This window comes from Paraburkholderia hayleyella (assembly GCF_009455685.1).
Taxonomy (GTDB): Bacteria; Pseudomonadota; Gammaproteobacteria; order Burkholderiales; family Burkholderiaceae; genus Paraburkholderia; species Paraburkholderia hayleyella.
On sequence record NZ_QPES01000001.1, the window covers coordinates 1,993,887 to 2,010,452 of the forward strand.

Sequence of the window (16,566 nt, forward strand, 5' to 3'; positions counted from 1 at the left end):
CGGATAATCTTGGGTAAGCCCAGGTAAAAATCAGGAAAGCGGCAATCTGTCATGGGTTGCCGTTTTTTTCATTCCGCCTTTTTGCTCTCTTCGCTCTCTTTCCTCCTTCTCTCTTCTTTGCGTATTTGCCGCTATCGCGGTTACCAGTCGTTACCACACGGTTGCTGATTTCCGGATGCGTTCCCGCACTACGCGCGCAAAATCGGCAGCGGCTCAAAACGCTGCGGCAAGATTCCGGACGCATCGAGTTGCCACCACTGATCCAGCACCGTCGTGTAAAGCCGCCTGAAATCAATACTCACGGGCAAGTTTCCGTTGCCGTCCAGTTGTTCAAATACCGGCGGCGCACCGTATAACCCACCACGCACAGCGCCCCCCATCACAAAATGGGCTGAAGCCGTGCCATGGTCTGTGCCGTAATTCGAATTTTCCTGTGGCTTGCGGCCAAACTCGCTGGAACTCATCACGAGCGTTGAGTTCCAGCGATTCAGCCCGACAAGTGCAGTTCTGAGTGACGCCAAACCTTGCGCGAACTGACGTAACAGCGAGGCATGCTGTACCAGCTGGTTCTGGTGAGTATCGAAACCATTGAGCGTGAGCCGTATGGCTGCAATGTTCCGCTTTTGCCCGTCTGCCGATGGCCTGTCCTCTCGCACAAGCGAATCGAGAGCGAAGCGAATAGCATCACCGAAGACACCTGCGGGAAATGTCACCGGCCAGGCATGTTGCGCGGGAAGAAGCCCTGCAGGACAGAAGAAGCGGTGCAACGCCAGGCCATCAGAGGGGGGTACCGCACAGGTGAATGGCCCAGGTTCCGCGCTCCCAATGACCAGGCCCTCTCCCCGGTTTGCCAGTCCGAGTGCGCGAGCAAGCCAACCGTCACGCCAATACTGGTCAGCGTTCGATGCCGTATCCCAGATCTCGGCCGAACGAAAATGCGACAGGTTTGACTGCGGATAACCGACGCCTTGCACGATGGCGAGCTGCCGATCGTGCCAGACAGGTAATAAAGGCTCTAACGCAGGATGCAATGCGGTCCGCTCATCAAGAGCCAGCACTTCGGCACGTTTCAGTGCGATATTTTTGCGTAGCGCGTAATAAGCGGGGTCGGCATAAGGCACCACGCAATTCAAACCGTCATTGCCGCCCTTGAGTTCAATGAGAATCAGCAAATCAGGCTGGCGCTTGCTGTCGTTGCTGTCGTTGCTGTCGTTGCTGTCGTTACTGCCGTTGCTGTACTGCCCGCGCAATTGCAGGGCAACATCTGCCGGGTGCGGTATAGCGAACACCGGGCTGCGCCACAATGCCATGCCCCATAAAGCAGAACCCGAAAGAAAATCGCGTCGCCTCATATAGTTTTTTCACGGTATGCAGGCAGTCGCCGTCATGGCACCGCGAGCCAGGCCAATAGATGAATGTGTGAATAGGTGAATGTGAATACACGCCGGCTAATACGTGAACGGATAGCAGGCTGGATAACAGGTTTTAAGCGGGCGTTTTGCCTAGCGCTTGTAAAGATCGCGGACAGCTTCTTCTATGTGCTGACGCAAAAGACGTCGTTCATCCGGCGTCATATGCCCATCACGGTGGCGCTGATCCAGATCGGATGGAACGGTGGTTCGCGCCGGTTCCGATGCAGGGCGCGCCGGACGTCCCCGTTTGACAGGATGCTGCCGCGCATTGCCCAAGCGTTCCGCCCGTGGCTGGGCATAACTGGGTGCGGCGCTCAGGACGCCCATAAACAGACCCGCCACCACTAGCACCATGAAACCCCGGCACAAGCGCGGCCCCCCGCCTCCCTTCATCCTTTTCCCTTCATAGTGCAGCAAACCACTGCCTCGAATTCAGATATGCCAGACGTCCCTGGACAATAGCCCCCCAGCCAGCCCAACATTTTTATTACGCGAAGTATCCACCGAATAACAGCCTTCCGTAAAGAACTCTGCGTGGACATCCTTTACACCGTGGCAGTAGGACAGTAAATTTTGTAACTGGTCGTAACTGCGCAAAGTGCGCAAATAGGCCAGTCTTTCTAATCGCGTTAAGATGCCGCCTATGGAAACGAAAAACCCCTCAAAAATCCTCGTCGTTGACGACGATCCACGCCTGCGCGACCTGTTGCGCCGCTATCTCGGTGAGCAAGGTTTTAACGTTTATGTTGCGGAAAACGCACCCGCCATGAACAAGCTCTGGGTCCGCGAACGTTTCGATCTGCTGGTGCTCGACCTGATGTTGCCCGGAGAAGATGGTTTATCTATCTGTCGCCGCTTGCGTGGCAGCAACGATCTCACGCCGATCATCATGCTAACCGCCAAAGGCGAAGACATTGACCGGATCGTAGGCCTCGAAATGGGCGCTGACGATTACCTTCCCAAACCCTTCAATCCGCGCGAGCTAGTCGCCCGGATTCATGCTGTGTTGCGCCGCCAGGCGCCCGCCGAGTTGCCCGGTGCGCCATCGGAAACCACCGAAGTATTCGAGTTTGGCGAATTCTCACTTAACCTGGCGACACGCACGCTAACCAAGGCGGGGCAGGAAATTCCGCTCACCACGGGCGAGTTTTCCGTGCTTAAGGTATTTGCTCGTCAGCCAAGGCAGCCCCTCTCACGTGAAAAACTGATGGAGCTCGCGCGCGGCCGCGAATACGAAGTGTTCGATCGCAGTCTCGATGTACAAATTTCGCGCTTACGCAAACTGATTGAACCTGATCCAGGTAGTCCGCGTTTCATTCAGACTGTCTGGGGTTTGGGCTACGTGTTTATTCCTGATGGTGCGGCCTGAGCGCGCGACGGCTTTCCTGGCCCACCCTTCTCATGCGGATTGACCGGCGAATCCTGGCACTCGCGTTTGGTGGCCTTTTCTGGCGCACTTTTTTTCTGATCGCACTATTGATCGCCGTCAGCCTCGCCGCGTGGTTTCAGAGCTTTCGTGTGATCGAGCGCGAACCCCGTGCGCAGCGGGTCGCATTGCAACTCGTGGCGATTGTCAAACTCACCCGCACAGCCCTGCTTTATTCAGACCCGGACCTGCGCCGTGCCCTGTTGCAGGATCTCGAAAGCAATGAAGGCGTGCGCGTTTATCCGCGTGAAGTCACCGATAAATTTCTCCTGCAGCCTGACGAGTTGCTCAACCGTTTAATCGAACACGATATTCGCGGACGGCTCGGGGACGACACCATCATTGCCCAGTCCGTCAACGATATTCCGGGGGTATGGATCAGCTTCAAAATCGATGAGGATGATTATTGGGTAGCGCTCGACCGCGATCAGCTCGATAACGCGACCAGTCTGCAATGGGCCGGCTGGGGGGTGTTCGCGCTGGCGCTCTCGCTCTTTGGCGCAGCGTTCATCACAAGCCTTGTCAACCGGCCATTCGCCCGTCTCGCGCTGGCCGCGCGCAAGGTCGGTTCCGGGCAAGCGCCAGGGCTTTTGCCCGAACGAGGCATGGGCGTTGCCGCGGAAACCAACCGGAGCTTCAACCAGATGGTGCATGACCTCGAACAGCTCGAGGCAGATCGCGCGTTGATGCTGGCCGGTATTTCGCATGACCTGCGCACGCCGCTCGCACGTTTGCGGCTCGAAACCGAAATGAGTCCATCCGATCAGGCAACCAAAGATGCCATGACGGACGACATCGAACAAATGGACATGATCATTGGGCGCTTTCTGGATTACGCCCGCCCCGTGCAAAAAATGCTGTTGCCGGTCAATCTGTCTGAAATCGCGCACGAGCTCGCCACGCGCGTGGCGGGCGAAGACGGCATGCATCTGACAACCCGCCTCATACCCGCTGCGGTCATTGAAGCCAACGAAACAGATATGCGCCGGGTCATCGACAATCTGGTCGAAAATGCCCGCAAGTACGGGCTAAGCGAAGCCGATGGCATCGCCCACGTGACGATCGAAACCCGTGAATCGCATGCGGGCATTGAGCTCATGGTCAGCGACACGGGCCCAGGCATCCCTGAAGACCAACTGGCGTTAGTGACCCGGCCTTTTTACCGCGTGAATTCGGCTCGCACCCAGGCCAACGGCACCGGGCTAGGCATGGCCATTGTGCAAAAGCTGGTCGGCCGCTACCGCGGCACGCTTCGGCTGTCTAACCGCACAAACGGATGTGGGCTCGAAGTGTCGATCGAATTCCCGCCCGCAAAACACAGCTGAATAGCGATCGTCCCCGATTATCATTTAAAAAAACTATTGCATTAACAAAGCCAATAGAGTTATAGTTTGAACCATGCAACACGGCTCGTTACACCAAGCCGGTCGCTTAATCAGGCTGTTTCAGGCTGTTTTCCCATCACACTCAGGAGTCTTTGCATGAAAACCGTGGGCGATAAACTCGAAGCTTTCACCGTCACTGCTGCCAAGCCAGGTTTCAATCATCATGAAGAAAACGGCGTATCGGCATTTGAAGACATCACCGAACAATCATTCCCGGGCAAGTGGAAAATTATCTACTTTTACCCGAAAGACTTTACCTTCGTGTGCCCGACAGAAATCGTCGAGTTCGGCAAGCTGGCTAAAGATTTCGCGGACCGCGATGCTGTTCTGATGGGCGGCAGCGTTGACAACGAATTCGTCAAGCTGGCATGGCGCCGGGAACACAAGGATCTGGACAAGCTCAACCACTACTCGTTTGGCGACGTCAAGGGCGAACTGATCGACCAGCTCGGCGTGCGCGACAAGGAAGCCGGCGTGGCACTGCGTGCAACCTTCATCGTTGACCCAGACAACATGATCCAGCACGTGTCGGTCAATAACCTGAACGTGGGGCGCAACCCCGAAGAAGTACTGCGTATTCTCGATGGCCTGCAAACGGATGAACTCTGTCCTTGCAACCGCGCAGTCGGCGGCTCGACGCTGTAAGCATGAGGGTAAAAGCCCGTCCCGGCTTGAAAAAGCGGACGGGCTTTTTTATCGACAATCCGATAGGAGAAATCAATGGAATTCTTGTCTGCAATTAAAGATCTTGTACCCGATTACGCGAAAGATATTCGCCTGAATCTCGATGGCACGATTGCCCGCTCGTCGCTGGAAGGCTCGGATGCGGTGGGTGTCGCACTCGCCGCCGCGTTTGCCGCGAAGAGCCCGGTGCTGGTCAAGGCTATCCGTGAGGCCGGCGTGCTGTCCGCGGAAGAAATCAACGGCGCGCTGACCGCAGCGGCCCTGATGGGGATGAACAACGTCTGGTATCCGTATGTCGAGATGACGGACAACGCGGATCTGAAATCCCAGCCCGCAGGCTTGCGCATGAACGCTTACGCCTCGCATGGCGGCGTCGACAAGCGGCGCTTCGAAATGTATGCGCTGGCGGCTTCGATCATCGGCAAATGTCATTTCTGCGTGAAATCACACTTCGACACGCTGATTAACGAAGGCATGAGCTCGACACAATTGCGCGATGTGGGCCGGATTGCCTCGGTCATCAATGCCGCGGCGCAGGTCATTAGCGCCGAAGGCCAGTAAGCGGCCTCTCAGGCCAGACTCCGGACGCCAGACGCTGGGGTTCAAAGCAAAACGCCACGTGCACATGCATCACTGAACGGTGAGCTGACCACGTGGCGTCTTGTTATGTTCAGGCGCTTCTTGTCAGCAAAGCGATGGCCTGGGCTTCAATCGCTTCGCCACGTCCCAGATAGCCGAATTTTTCATTGGTCTTGGCTTTCACGTTGACGCGCTCAAGCGGCAACTGCAGATCCTCAGCCATATGGGCGCGCATCGCTTCGATATGCGGCGCGAGCTTGGGCGCCTGGGCAATCACCGTGCTATCAACGTTGACGATCGTAAAACCGGCACGACTCAAACGCGCCACGCATTCACGCAATAACACCCGGCTGTTGGCTCCCGAGAAATCTGGATCGGTATCGGGAAAATGCCGGCCAATGTCGCCTAGCCCCGCCGCGCCAAACAGCGCGTCAGTCAGCGCATGCAGCAGCACGTCGGCATCCGAATGGCCTAGCAAGCCACGCTCATAAGGAATCGTGACCCCGCCGATGATCAGTGGGCGGCCCGCCACAAGGGCATGCACGTCATATCCCTGTCCTACTCTCAGATCGATCATTTTTAGTCTGTCTCTCATGTTCAGGTGTTACGGGTTAATCAATGGGAGGATCCCGGGTGTTGCCGTTGACGCAACAACGCGTCAGCCAGATCGAAATCCTCCGGATAGGTCACCTTGAAATTGCTCAGGTTGCCTTGCACCAGTTGCGGTGCGTGCCCGAACCATTCGATGGCGCTCGCTTCGTCAGTCAGGTCATGGTTGTTTTGCTGTGCGTCCAGAATCGCCTCGCGCAACATGCCGAGCCGAAACATCTGCGGTGTCTGCGCCTGCCATAGCCCTTCGCGCGCCTCGGTCCGGGCAATCCGGCCACCGCTCCCAGGGGCGACACGCTTTAACGTATCGGCGAGTGGCAATGCCGCAATACCGCCCACGGGGTCATCCTTGAGCACCCCTATCATGTGCCGGATCAGCACAGGGGTAATGCCGGGGCGCGCCGCATCGTGCACGAGCACCCAGTCGCTTTCCAGCGCGCCGAACTCCGCCAGCGCATGCAGGCCATTGAGTACCGAGGCCTGCCGCGAAGCACCGCCACAACGGCGCACGACAAATCGCAGTCCGGCAAAACGGCGAGCATCGAAATGAGTATCGTCAGGCGCAATCACCACCAGCGTTGCGGCCAGTTCGCTACATGCGTCGAAGGCGGCCAGCGTGTGATGCAGCAGGTCGCGGCCAGCGACACTACGATATTGCTTGGGCATCGTTGCGCCCGAACGGCTGCCGCTGCCTGCACACGGAATCAGGGCAAAAAAGCGTGGAGTCACGAGGGCGAGCACCTTATGGTGTGTGAAGGACGACGAAGATCAGTGAAGGCCGGTGAAGGCCGATGAAGGTCGAATCAGGATCTTGCACTGAAACACCACGATCCAGGCCATGGTTAAAATCAAGCGCGGATTTTATAACAGCTCTTTCGCATCCTGCCCGCGACACGCGTAAACTTGCCGCTCATCTGTGAACTTCCGGCTGCCCCTCTCCCTTATGTCAGATACCGCCGCTTCATCGCAGTCCCCCTCGCCGTCTCTTTCAGCCACCGGTAGCTGTGTACCCGTGGCGCGGGTCAAAGCAGGTCAGCGTTTTGTTTTCGCGGGCGCACATGGCTCGTCCGATGCGCTGCTCATCGCCCGCTACCATCTGGCCTGGCGTGCCGAGGCGCCGCTTCTGGCGGTGATCTGCGCCAGCGCGGCCGATGCCCAGCGGCTCTCGCAAGAAATCCGCTTCTTCGCCCCCGAGGCCCGCGTACGGCTTTTGCCGGACTGGGAAACCCTGCCTTACGACACGTTTTCGCCGCACCAGGACCTGGTATCGGAGCGGCTCGCCACGCTGCACGATCTTGGCCTTGGCCGCTGCGACATCCTGCTGGTCCCTGCCACCACCGCGCTCTACCGGATGCCGCCGGCCGCGTTCATGGCCGCCTACACCTTTTCCTTCAGCCAGGGCGAGCGGCTCGACGAGGCAGCGCTCAAGGCACAGCTCACCCTGGCGGGCTACGAACACGTGAGCCAGGTCGTGCGTCCTGGCGAGTATTGCGTGCGCGGCTCGCTAATCGACCTCTTTCCCATGGGCTCGCCGCTGCCGTACCGGATCGACCTCTTCGACGACCAGGTCGATTCGATCCGTGCCTTCGATCCCGATACCCAGCGCAGCCTTTATCCCGTGCGCGACGTGCGTTTGCTGCCAGGCCGCGAGTTCCCGTTCGACGAAGCCGCGCGCACAGCGTTTCGCAGCCGCTGGCGCGAAGTATTCGAAGGCGATCCGAGCCGTGCCACGGTCTACAAGGACATCGGCAATGGCGTACCGTCAGCGGGCATCGAATATTATTTGCCGCTGTTCTTCGATGAAACCGCCACGCTTTTCCACTATCTGCCCGCGAATGCGCAACTGGTGTTCACGGGCGACATGGACACCGCCATCCGGCGCTTTACCGCTGACACGAAGCAGCGTTACAACTTTCTCTCGCATGACCGCGAGCGGCCCATTCTTGAGCCGCAGCGGCTCTTTCTTTCCGACGAAGATTTTTTTACGCTAGCCAGCCCTTTTGCCCGTCTGGTCTTGCCCGCGAACACCAGCGGCTGGGCCATGCCTTTGCCCGGGCTCGCGCTCGACCGCCACGCCGACGATCCGCTCGCGGCGTTACGCGCGTATCTGGCGACCACCTCAAACCGCGTGCTGTTTCTCGCCGAATCGGCCGGACGGCGCGAAACCATTGCCCAGTTGCTCACCGAGCATCAGTTGCGGCCCGCGTTCAGCGATAGCTACGAAGACTGGCTCACCTCCAGCGCGCCGTTTTCGCTCGGCGTGGCGCCCCTGGCAACGGGCTTTGCCCTGCCAGCCGAACATGCCGCGCTCATCACCGAAACCGAACTCTACGGGCCGCTCGCCCGCCGGGCCGGACGGCGGCGCCAGGAACAGGCGAGCAACGTCGACGCGATGGTGCGTGATCTCTCCGAGCTCAAGCTCGGTGATCCGGTCGTGCATACGCAGCATGGCATCGGCCGCTATCTCGGCCTCCTGACCATGGATCTGGGCGAAGGCGAAACCGAATTTCTGCATCTGGAATACTCGGGCGACAGCAAGCTCTATGTGCCCGTGGCGCAATTGCATGTCATTTCGCGCTACAGCGGCGCCGACCCTGAAAGCGCACCGCTGCATGCACTCGGCTCGGGCCAGTGGGACAAGGCACGGCGTAAAGCCGCCGAACAGATCCGCGATACCGCCGCCGAACTGCTCAACCTGTATGCCCGCCGCGCCGCGCGCGAGGGCCATGCATTCGCCCTCGACGAGCGCGACTACGCGAATTTCGCCGAAAGCTTCGGCTTCGAGGAAACCCCCGATCAGGCCGCGGCCATCGCCGCCGTGATTGGCGACATGACAAGTGGCAAGCCGATGGACCGGCTGGTCTGCGGCGACGTGGGCTTTGGCAAGACGGAAGTCGCCTTGCGCGCGGCCTTCATCGCCGTGATGGGCGGCAAGCAGGTGGCCCTTTTGTCGCCCACCACGCTGCTCGCGGAACAGCACACGCAAACGTTTACCGACCGTTTTTCCGACTGGCCGGTGCGCATTGCCGAACTCTCGCGCTTTAAATCGACCCGCGAAATCAACGCCTCGATCCAGCAAATCAACGAAGGCGGCGTGGACATCGTGATTGGCACGCACAAGCTGCTGTCATCGGATGTGCAGTTCAAGCGGCTCGGTCTGGTCATCATCGACGAAGAACATCGTTTTGGCGTGCGCCAGAAAGAAGCGCTGAAAGCCCTGCGCGCCGAGGTCGACGTGCTCACCCTCACCGCGACACCGATTCCGCGCACGCTGGGCATGGCGCTCGAAGGGCTGCGCGATTTCTCGGTGATTGCCACCGCGCCGCAAAAACGTCTGGCGATCAAAACCTTCGTGCGCCGCGAAGAAGAAAGCGTGATCCGCGAGGCGATGTTGCGCGAGCTTAAACGCGGCGGCCAGGTTTATTTTCTGCATAACGAAGTCGAAACCATCGAAAACCGTCGCGCCATGCTCGAGACGCTCGTTCCCGAGGCGCGGATTGCCGTCGCGCACGGCCAGATGCATGAGCGCGAACTGGAACGTGTGATGCGTGACTTCGTCGCGCAGCGCGCCAACGTGCTGTTGTGCACGACGATCATCGAAACCGGAATCGACGTGCCCAGCGCCAACACGATTTTGATTCATCGCGCCGACAAGTTCGGCCTGGCGCAGTTGCACCAGTTGCGCGGCCGCGTCGGGCGCTCGCACCACCAGGCGTATTCGTATCTGCTGGTGCACGATCCGCAAGGGCTGACCAAACAGGCGCAGCGGCGTCTGGATGCCATCCAGCAAATGGAAGAACTGGGCGCGGGTTTTTATCTGGCCATGCATGACCTCGAGATTCGCGGTACCGGTGAAGTGCTGGGCGACAAGCAATCGGGCGAGATTCACGAGATTGGCTTTCAGCTCTATACCGACATGCTGGGCGATGCCGTAAAAGCGCTCAAGGAAGGCCGCGAGCCCGATCTGAATGCCCCGCTGGCCGCCACCACCGAGATCAACCTGCACACGCCTGCCATTCTTCCGGCTGATTACTGCGGCGATGTGCAGGAACGGCTGTCGCTCTACAAGCGGCTGGCCAACTGCGAGCACGATGAGGCAATCAACGGCATCCAGGAGGAGTTGATCGACCGCTTCGGCAAGCTGCCCGCGCCGGCTCAAGCGCTAGTGGAAACCCATCGGCTGCGTCTGGTGGCCAAGCCGCTCGGCATCTCGAAGATCGATGCGGGTGAAGCCGTGATCGCGCTGCAGTTCGTGCCCAATCCGCCCGTCGACGCCATGCGCATCATCGACATGGTGCAAAAACACCGGCACATCAAGCTCGCGGGCCAGGACAAGCTGCGTATTGAAACCCGTAGCCCGGACCTGGCGATCCGGGTTGCCACGATCAAGGAAACCTTGCGCTCGCTCGGCGCGCCGCTCAAAAAAGCGGCAAGCCCGGCCTTGCGCTAAATGGCGCGACCGCATTTGACGGCGTGCCGGACAGCGGCGCGCCATTCCTGCTTCGTCTGACCTCCCGGCCCCGGAGCGGGCTAACCCGATCAGCGGTTTTTGGGTATGATCGAACGCTACGTATGCCGGAGTATCGCCATGTCCTACACTGCTGAACCCGCTCGCACCCCGTCCCCGTCCGCCCCTGCTTCTCCCGCTTCGCTGCCGTGGGTCATGCGCCTTGTTTCCATGGATACCGTCAGCCGCAATCCCAACCTGGGTTTGATCGAAACCGTGCGTGACGCCCTGCACGCACTGGGTTTGAGCGCCACGCTCACCCATGATCCGAGCGGCAAATGGGCCAACCTGTTCGCCACGATCCCCGCCCATGACGGCACCACTCACGGTGGCATCGTGCTTTCGGGGCACACGGATGTCGTGCCAGTCGATGGCCAGCAGTGGGACAGCGATCCCTTCCAGCCAGAAATTCGCGGCGACAAACTTTACGGCCGCGGCACCTGCGACATGAAGGGCTTTATCGGCGCCGCGCTGACCCTCGTGCCGGAGATGCAGCGTGCGAAGCTGGCGCGACCCATTCACCTCGCGCTCTCGTTTGACGAAGAAATCGGCTGCGTGGGCGCACCGCTGATGATCGACGACCTTCTCAGGCGCGGCGTCAAACCCGACGGCTGCATTGTGGGCGAACCCACCAGCATGCGCCCCATCGTCGCGCACAAGGGCATCAATGCTTACCAGTGCTGCGTGCGCGGCCGCGCGGCCCATTCGTCGCTGACGCCTCAGGGCGTGAATGCGATCGAATACGCCGCGCGCCTGATCTGCCATATCCGCGACATCGCCGATCAGTTTCGCGCACAAGGCCCTTTCGACGAACACTACGACATCCCGTTCAGCACGGCGCAAACCAGCCAGATCGAAGGCGGCAACTCGCTCAACACCGTGCCGGCCGAATGCCGTTTTACCTTTGAGTTCCGCAATCTGCCGACGCTCGATCCGGCCCAGATCTTTACCCGAATCGACCAGTACGTCCGCGAAACCCTTCTGCCCCAGATGCAGCGCGAACACGAAAGCGCAGCCATCGAGTTCACCCAGATCGCCGCCGCGCCAGGGCTCGATGCAGCGGAACAGGCTGCGATCACGCACCTGGTGCGCTCACTGACAGCGGACCAGAGCTCACGCAAAGTGGCTTATGGCACGGAGGCCGGTCTGTTTGCGCGGGCCGGCATTCCAAGCATCGTGTGCGGGCCGGGCGATATCCAGCAGGCGCACAAGGCAAACGAGTTCGTCGCGCTCGAACAGCTCAGCGCATGCGAACACTTCCTGCACAAGTTCATTCGCAGCATGTCGCTTGATGCCACGGGCCAGGCCGGCTAAACCCACCACCAGCGACTTCGGCTACTCCGGTTCAATTGAGCCATTTCAATTGAGCCATTTGCCTCGCCCTTCCGGCTGCGCCGCACTTTTCTTCTCTGGCTTATCTCTGGCTTAACACCATGTCCACCGCCACGGCTTTACCCCGGCACACCGATCACACCATTGACGGCGAACCGATCCCGACACTCGACGATATCGCAGCCCAGCATTTCAACCTGACCCCCTGGGTGGCGCGTACGCCTACTTTTGACCGGCTGGATTTTCCTTCGCTCGAAGACAGGCTGGTCAATTTCAAGTTCGAACTGCTTCAGGTGGGCGGTAGCTTCAAAACGCGCGGTGCGTTCACTCATCTGCTGGCGCTCGACGAACCCCAACGCAGTGCGGGCGTAACCTGCGTGTCGGGGGGCAATCATGCGGTGGCCGTGGCCTACGCGGCGATGCGGCTGGGCATTGGGGCGAAAGTCGTGCTGTTTCGCTCGGCGCATCCGGCGCGCGTGGCCTGGTGCAAGCGCTACGGCGCGGATATCGTGATCGCCGCCAACGGTCCGGAAGCATTCGACATCGTGCGCCGCATCGAAGCCGAAGAAGGCCGTTATTTTGTTCATCCGTTTAACGGTTACCGCACCGTGCTGGGCACCGCCACGCTCGGCTACGAATGGGCAACGCAAACGCCGGATCTCGATGCCGTGATCGTGCCGATCGGCGGCGGTGGGCTGGCCGCGGGCGTGGCCACGGCCTGGCGGCTCGCCAACCCCCGCATCCGTATTTATGGTGTCGAGCCAGCGCAATCCAATGCGATGGGCAAAAGCTTTGCGGCCAACCATACGGTAACGATGGGGCCGATGCATTCCATTGCGGATTCGCTCATGGCGCCGCATACCGAAGAATATAGCTACCAGTTATGCCGCAAGCATATCGACGCGCTCGTCACCGTAACGGACGATCAATTGCGCGCCAGCATGCTGACGCTGTTTAATCAGCTCAAGCTTGCTGTCGAGCCCGCCTGTGCGGCCGCCACGGCGGCACTGCTCGGGCCGCTGCGGGAAACCCTGCAAGGCAAGCGGGTCGGCGTGCTGCTATGCGGCACGCATACTGACCCTGCGACATTCGCGGCTCACACGCTTCACGCGGAAGCGATTGAGCCGGCTGCTTAAAGCCCGCTCAAGCCGCCGGGCTAGCTGAGCTCGTTGCCGTGTCAAACCTGCTATCGCGGATAAAACCCTATCCGCGATAGCAGGCGTTAGCTATCATTGCGCCACTCACTTTAACCAAGGAAACCCCATGAGCATGATTAAGGAATTCAAGGAATTCGCCCTTAAAGGCAACGTGATGGATCTGGCCGTTGGTGTGATTATTGGCGGGGCATTTTCCACCATCGTTAATTCAATCGTGAAAGACCTGATTATGCCGGTGGCCGGCCTGGTGACCGGCGGCCTCGATTTCTCCAACAAGTTTATTTTGCTGGGCCATATTCCCGACGGTTTCAAAGGTAACCCTGAATCGTATAAAGATCTGCAAACAGCAGGGGCCGCCGTGTTTGGTTACGGTTCTTTTATCACGGTAGCCATTAATTTTCTGATTCTGGCGTTCATCATTTTCCTGATGGTGAAATTCATTAATAACTTGCGCAAACCCGCGGTTGCCGAGGCGCCAGTGCCCACGGAAGATGTCCTGCTATTGCGTGAAATTCGTGATGCGCTGAAAAACACACCACGTTAAATACCCGGTACGAATGCTTTGCACACGTACTGCGCCATGGTCCGGATGAGGATGATCCTGAATGACCGGCGTGAACCCCAAAAGCCTGCCGGATTATTGTCTGGCAGGCTTTTTTAATGCCTATGCTTAGTGGTTTAACAAAAACAAAAACAGAAACAAAAACGTCGCATCTGGATATTTTTTGAAACACCCTCTCTTGCGAGATTTGCGCGTTTATGATGGCGCGTGAGCCGCTTTATCCGTTGCAGCCGAAACACCGGGGCAATGAAGGATAAGTGAAAGATCAATAGATGGCATGTAACACCTCAGCGGTAACCTGTGAAAATGCGATGTTGATTGCCATTCTTTTTCAGGCGAATTTTTTATGGCCTTTCCGAAAAAGCATGACCCGGCACAGTCGAAAACCAGCAGGTCGTATCTCGACGTACTCCGGAATTTCACGCCGCCTGGCGCAACTTGAGACCAGGATTGCCCGCGCCCGTGCAGAGGACGAGCCCGTACTCTATGCCCATGTGCTGCCCGGATCAGGCGCTTCAGGCAGTGCAAAAACTTTCGCGCTCTAGCTCCCGCGATAATCAACGGCATTCTCTGGCGCGGGTGTGGGCTTTGCCACAGGTTTGCGGCTCGCCCCATCCTGCCCGGGCAGCAACGGCGCGCGTGCCTGTTGCTTTTGCCCGGGGGGTGGCGCGCCGGGCCGGGTCCGCATCTCCGACATCAGCGCCGCGCACGGCAACGGCTGGTTATTGCTCGGCGCAATCAGCGGAATCAGTGCCGCCAGCGGATTGATCAGGCCGAGCCCGATCATTGCGCCGCCGCGCAAGGCCAGCGCCCCCGCATCGACACCCACGCGCGGGTTCTTGAACGTCCCCTTGACATACAACGGCGAGCGCAGCGAAAACACCCGAAACCCTTTTGTATGCGGATGAATACCCAGATCCATCGATTCATCGCGCAAGTTGAGATGGCCGTCGATATGGATGACAGCATCGGCCGTATCGAGCGCAAAAACACGCGAATCGAGCACGCCGTCGGTTGCGACAAAGTCAACGGCGGCGCAATTGATCTTGACGTCCCGTGAGCCAAAGAGTTTTTCGTAGACGACGTTCGCCACATTCAGCCCAGCCGCTTCCATCAGCAGGCGGCTCACCGTGCCATCGCTCACCAGCGCCTTGATCTCGCCATTCGCGGTCGCTGCCAGCGCCGCCGGAGAATTGCCGGTGGCGGACAAAGCCGCATCGCCATTGATTTCGCCCAGCGCGCTCTGCATTGTTTTGACTTCCGGCAAAAGCTGCTTGAGCTTCAGGTGACGCGCCGACGTCGAAAAGCGTCCTTTAAGCGGTGTTGCCCTGCCATCCAGATGGATCGTCGAACTCAGCGTACCGCCCGCGACGCCAAAACTGAGTGGCTCCAAAGACAGCACGCCATTGTTCATCACGACATGGGTATAGAGATTCGTCACAGGCAGGCTGGGGTCTTTGATCAGGCGTCGCCCAGTGAATTTCACGTCGGCGTCGATGGTCTTCCAGCGCTCAGTGCGAAATGCTTCGACCGGCAACACCCGCGTGCTGGGCTGGCGCACCGCATCGCCACGTTGAGCCTTGCTGGCGTTGCTGTCCGCACCGATGACCGGTGCCAGATCCGAGAATTGCAAGACGTTTGAAACCAGTTCGCCTTGCAGCAATGGGCGCGGTTTGCTGGCGGTGCGAGCGGTATAAGTCAGCGTGCCATTCAGATCGCTGCCGCCCACCCGGCCCGTAAAGTGCTCATAGCGAAACACATTGCCACTGCGCCGGAAGGTTCCGCTCAAATGACCATCCGTTGCATACGGTGGCGTATCGGGCAACGTCACCCCGGTCAGCCCATACAGATGCGCCATGCTGCGGCCTTGCAACCACAGGCGCAGATCAATCGCGCCGAGGTTGAGCGGGTCCGTCAACGTTCCCACCAGCGCGACGTGCAAATCACCCGCCGTCACATCGGCCTGCAGCGGAAAAGGCCGCCTTGCATCCTGCAATGCCAGCGCACCGCCCGTCTTGCCACTGCCAGACACCGGCTGGTGGCGGTAAGTCCCTTTGATACTCCAGCTCATCGCATAGAGCGGCGGCCTAGGCGGGGCCGATTGTTCAGCCGTGGCGGGTGGCGGCGCACTCGCGGCGGCGACACTCGCGCGGGAAGGCTGCGTCGATGATGCGGCGGATGCCGCAGACGCCGCGGCCGCACGTGCCGCGGCGGCATCGACTTGCGCGGTAAGGCGGCTCGCCCCGCGCGGGCCCACCACGCGCGCTGAAGCCGCTTGCGCAGCCTGCTCCTGGGCTTTCATCACTTCGCCTAGCGGCACGGCCTGGCCCAGCGTATCGACAACCACGCTGATATCGGTTTGCGTTTTTTTGTCGGTATAAATGACACGGCCCCTGGCAAAAGCCACATCGTGCAGTGTCAGTTTCCAGCTAGACGGCCCAGACGTTGAAGCCAGCTTGAAGGTCCAGTTATTGCGCCCATCCGCGAGCCGTTCAAGATCAATGGAGGGGTTCACCAGATTAATCGACGGAATCACAATATCGTGCGCCAGCAAGGGCAGCACTTTTACCTCGAAGTTGATCTGCTCGAACGTGGCGAAATGTTTTTGCCGTGCCCAGTCGGGGTTGGCAACGGTGATGGTTTGAGCCGAAAAGCGTGGCCAGGGCACCCAGGCCCGCCAGCCGGTCTCTTCATTGGGACGGCGCCAGGTGATTTTCAAATCGCCCTCGATGGCGAAAGGCCGGGCAATCGCCTGGCTCACCCGGTCATTGATCCATGGCCGCGCGCGGTTCCAGTCGAAAGTCAGAACAAAAATGGTGAGCGCGGCAAACAGGATCAAGATGACAAGTCCTAGCCAGCCCGCAATTTTTCCCGTTTTTTTGCTGAAGATCTGAGATACAGCCATGAGGGCTC

The 16,566-nt window shown here is 59.3% G+C and carries 13 protein-coding genes; 9 read left to right on the plus strand and 4 right to left on the minus strand.

From position 1 onward, the window contains the following. Nucleotides 1–188 precede the first annotated feature (188 nt). Nucleotides 189–1,352, minus strand: a complete 1,164-nt coding sequence (locus GH657_RS08910; protein ID WP_153100357.1) for a DUF1501 domain-containing protein — start codon at nt 1,350–1,352, stop codon at nt 189–191. Nucleotides 1,353–2,046: 694 nt separating this feature from the next. Here GH657_RS08910 and ompR point away from each other — a divergent pair. From ompR to GH657_RS08935, 4 genes are all read left to right on the plus strand, one after another. Next, on the plus strand, nt 2,047–2,781 hold the full coding sequence (gene ompR, locus GH657_RS08920) for an osmolarity response regulator transcription factor OmpR (RefSeq protein ID WP_425495736.1): 735 nt from the start codon (nt 2,047–2,049) through the stop codon (nt 2,779–2,781). 32 nt (nt 2,782–2,813) lie between these two features. Continuing rightward, complete coding sequence (locus GH657_RS08925) at nt 2,814–4,163, plus strand: ATP-binding protein (protein WP_153100360.1); 1,350 nt, start codon at nt 2,814–2,816, stop codon at nt 4,161–4,163. 156 nt (nt 4,164–4,319) lie between these two features. Next, nucleotides 4,320–4,868 (plus strand): peroxiredoxin, encoded by a 549-nt coding sequence (locus GH657_RS08930; RefSeq protein ID WP_153100361.1) that lies wholly within the window; start codon nt 4,320–4,322, stop codon nt 4,866–4,868. A gap of 75 nt (nt 4,869–4,943) precedes the next feature. Next, a complete protein-coding gene (locus tag GH657_RS08935; protein ID WP_153100362.1) occupies nt 4,944–5,468 on the plus strand; it encodes a carboxymuconolactone decarboxylase family protein in 525 nt (174 codons plus the stop codon). Between the two features lie 109 nt (nt 5,469–5,577). Here the strand turns inward: GH657_RS08935 and ispF are convergent, their stop codons facing one another. Together ispF and ispD are read right to left on the minus strand one after the other, a co-directional pair. Further along, nucleotides 5,578–6,060, minus strand: coding sequence for a 2-C-methyl-D-erythritol 2,4-cyclodiphosphate synthase (gene ispF / locus GH657_RS08940; protein ID WP_153101701.1), 483 nt, complete (start codon nt 6,058–6,060; stop codon nt 5,578–5,580). 41 nt (nt 6,061–6,101) lie between these two features. After that, nucleotides 6,102–6,824, minus strand: coding sequence for a 2-C-methyl-D-erythritol 4-phosphate cytidylyltransferase (gene ispD / locus GH657_RS08945; protein ID WP_153100363.1), 723 nt, complete (start codon nt 6,822–6,824; stop codon nt 6,102–6,104). Nucleotides 6,825–7,038: 214 nt separating this feature from the next. Here ispD and mfd point away from each other — a divergent pair, with 214 nt between their 5' ends. The 5 genes from mfd (at nt 7,039) to GH657_RS18020 (ending at nt 14,198) form a co-directional block, all read left to right on the plus strand. After that, nucleotides 7,039–10,545: a transcription-repair coupling factor gene (gene mfd / locus GH657_RS08950; protein WP_153100364.1), complete on the plus strand. Its 3,507-nt coding sequence runs from the start codon at nt 7,039–7,041 to the stop codon at nt 10,543–10,545. A gap of 138 nt (nt 10,546–10,683) precedes the next feature. Further along, nucleotides 10,684–11,916, plus strand: a complete 1,233-nt coding sequence (gene argE / locus GH657_RS08955) for an acetylornithine deacetylase (protein WP_153100365.1) — start codon at nt 10,684–10,686, stop codon at nt 11,914–11,916. Between the two features lie 119 nt (nt 11,917–12,035). Next, a complete protein-coding gene (locus tag GH657_RS08960) occupies nt 12,036–13,070 on the plus strand; it encodes a pyridoxal-phosphate dependent enzyme (protein ID WP_153100366.1) in 1,035 nt (344 codons plus the stop codon). A 127-nt stretch (nt 13,071–13,197) separates the two neighbouring features. Continuing rightward, a complete protein-coding gene (gene mscL / locus GH657_RS08965) occupies nt 13,198–13,635 on the plus strand; it encodes a large conductance mechanosensitive channel protein MscL (protein ID WP_153100367.1) in 438 nt (145 codons plus the stop codon). A 329-nt stretch (nt 13,636–13,964) separates the two neighbouring features. After that, nucleotides 13,965–14,198 carry a hypothetical protein gene (locus GH657_RS18020; protein ID WP_174769831.1) on the plus strand — a complete coding sequence of 78 codons (234 nt, stop codon included), beginning with the start codon at nt 13,965–13,967 and terminating at the stop codon, nt 14,196–14,198. Here GH657_RS18020 and GH657_RS08970 read toward each other — a convergent pair. Then, nucleotides 14,195–16,558 carry an AsmA family protein gene (locus tag GH657_RS08970; RefSeq protein WP_153100368.1) on the minus strand — a complete coding sequence of 788 codons (2,364 nt, stop codon included), beginning with the start codon at nt 16,556–16,558 and terminating at the stop codon, nt 14,195–14,197. The genes GH657_RS18020 and GH657_RS08970 overlap by 4 nt on opposite strands. Between the last annotated feature and the right edge of the window lie 8 nt (nt 16,559–16,566).

What these genes read in the sequence shown, in the direction of transcription:
- GH657_RS08910 (WP_153100357.1), bottom strand. Translation starts at nt 1,352, where the DNA reads ATGAGGCGACGCGATTTTCTTTCGGGTTCTGCTTTATGGGGCATGGCA.
- ompR (WP_425495736.1), top strand. Translation starts at nt 2,047, where the DNA reads ATGCCGCCTATGGAAACGAAAAACCCCTCAAAAATCCTCGTCGTTGAC.
- GH657_RS08925 (WP_153100360.1), top strand. Translation starts at nt 2,814, where the DNA reads ATGCGGATTGACCGGCGAATCCTGGCACTCGCGTTTGGTGGCCTTTTC.
- GH657_RS08930 (WP_153100361.1), top strand. Translation starts at nt 4,320, where the DNA reads ATGAAAACCGTGGGCGATAAACTCGAAGCTTTCACCGTCACTGCTGCC.
- GH657_RS08935 (WP_153100362.1), top strand. Translation starts at nt 4,944, where the DNA reads ATGGAATTCTTGTCTGCAATTAAAGATCTTGTACCCGATTACGCGAAA.
- mfd (WP_153100364.1), top strand. Translation starts at nt 7,039, where the DNA reads ATGTCAGATACCGCCGCTTCATCGCAGTCCCCCTCGCCGTCTCTTTCA.
- argE (WP_153100365.1), top strand. Translation starts at nt 10,684, where the DNA reads ATGTCCTACACTGCTGAACCCGCTCGCACCCCGTCCCCGTCCGCCCCT.
- GH657_RS08960 (WP_153100366.1), top strand. Translation starts at nt 12,036, where the DNA reads ATGTCCACCGCCACGGCTTTACCCCGGCACACCGATCACACCATTGAC.
- mscL (WP_153100367.1), top strand. Translation starts at nt 13,198, where the DNA reads ATGAGCATGATTAAGGAATTCAAGGAATTCGCCCTTAAAGGCAACGTG.
- GH657_RS18020 (WP_174769831.1), top strand. Translation starts at nt 13,965, where the DNA reads ATGTTGATTGCCATTCTTTTTCAGGCGAATTTTTTATGGCCTTTCCGA.
- GH657_RS08970 (WP_153100368.1), bottom strand. Translation starts at nt 16,558, where the DNA reads ATGGCTGTATCTCAGATCTTCAGCAAAAAAACGGGAAAAATTGCGGGC.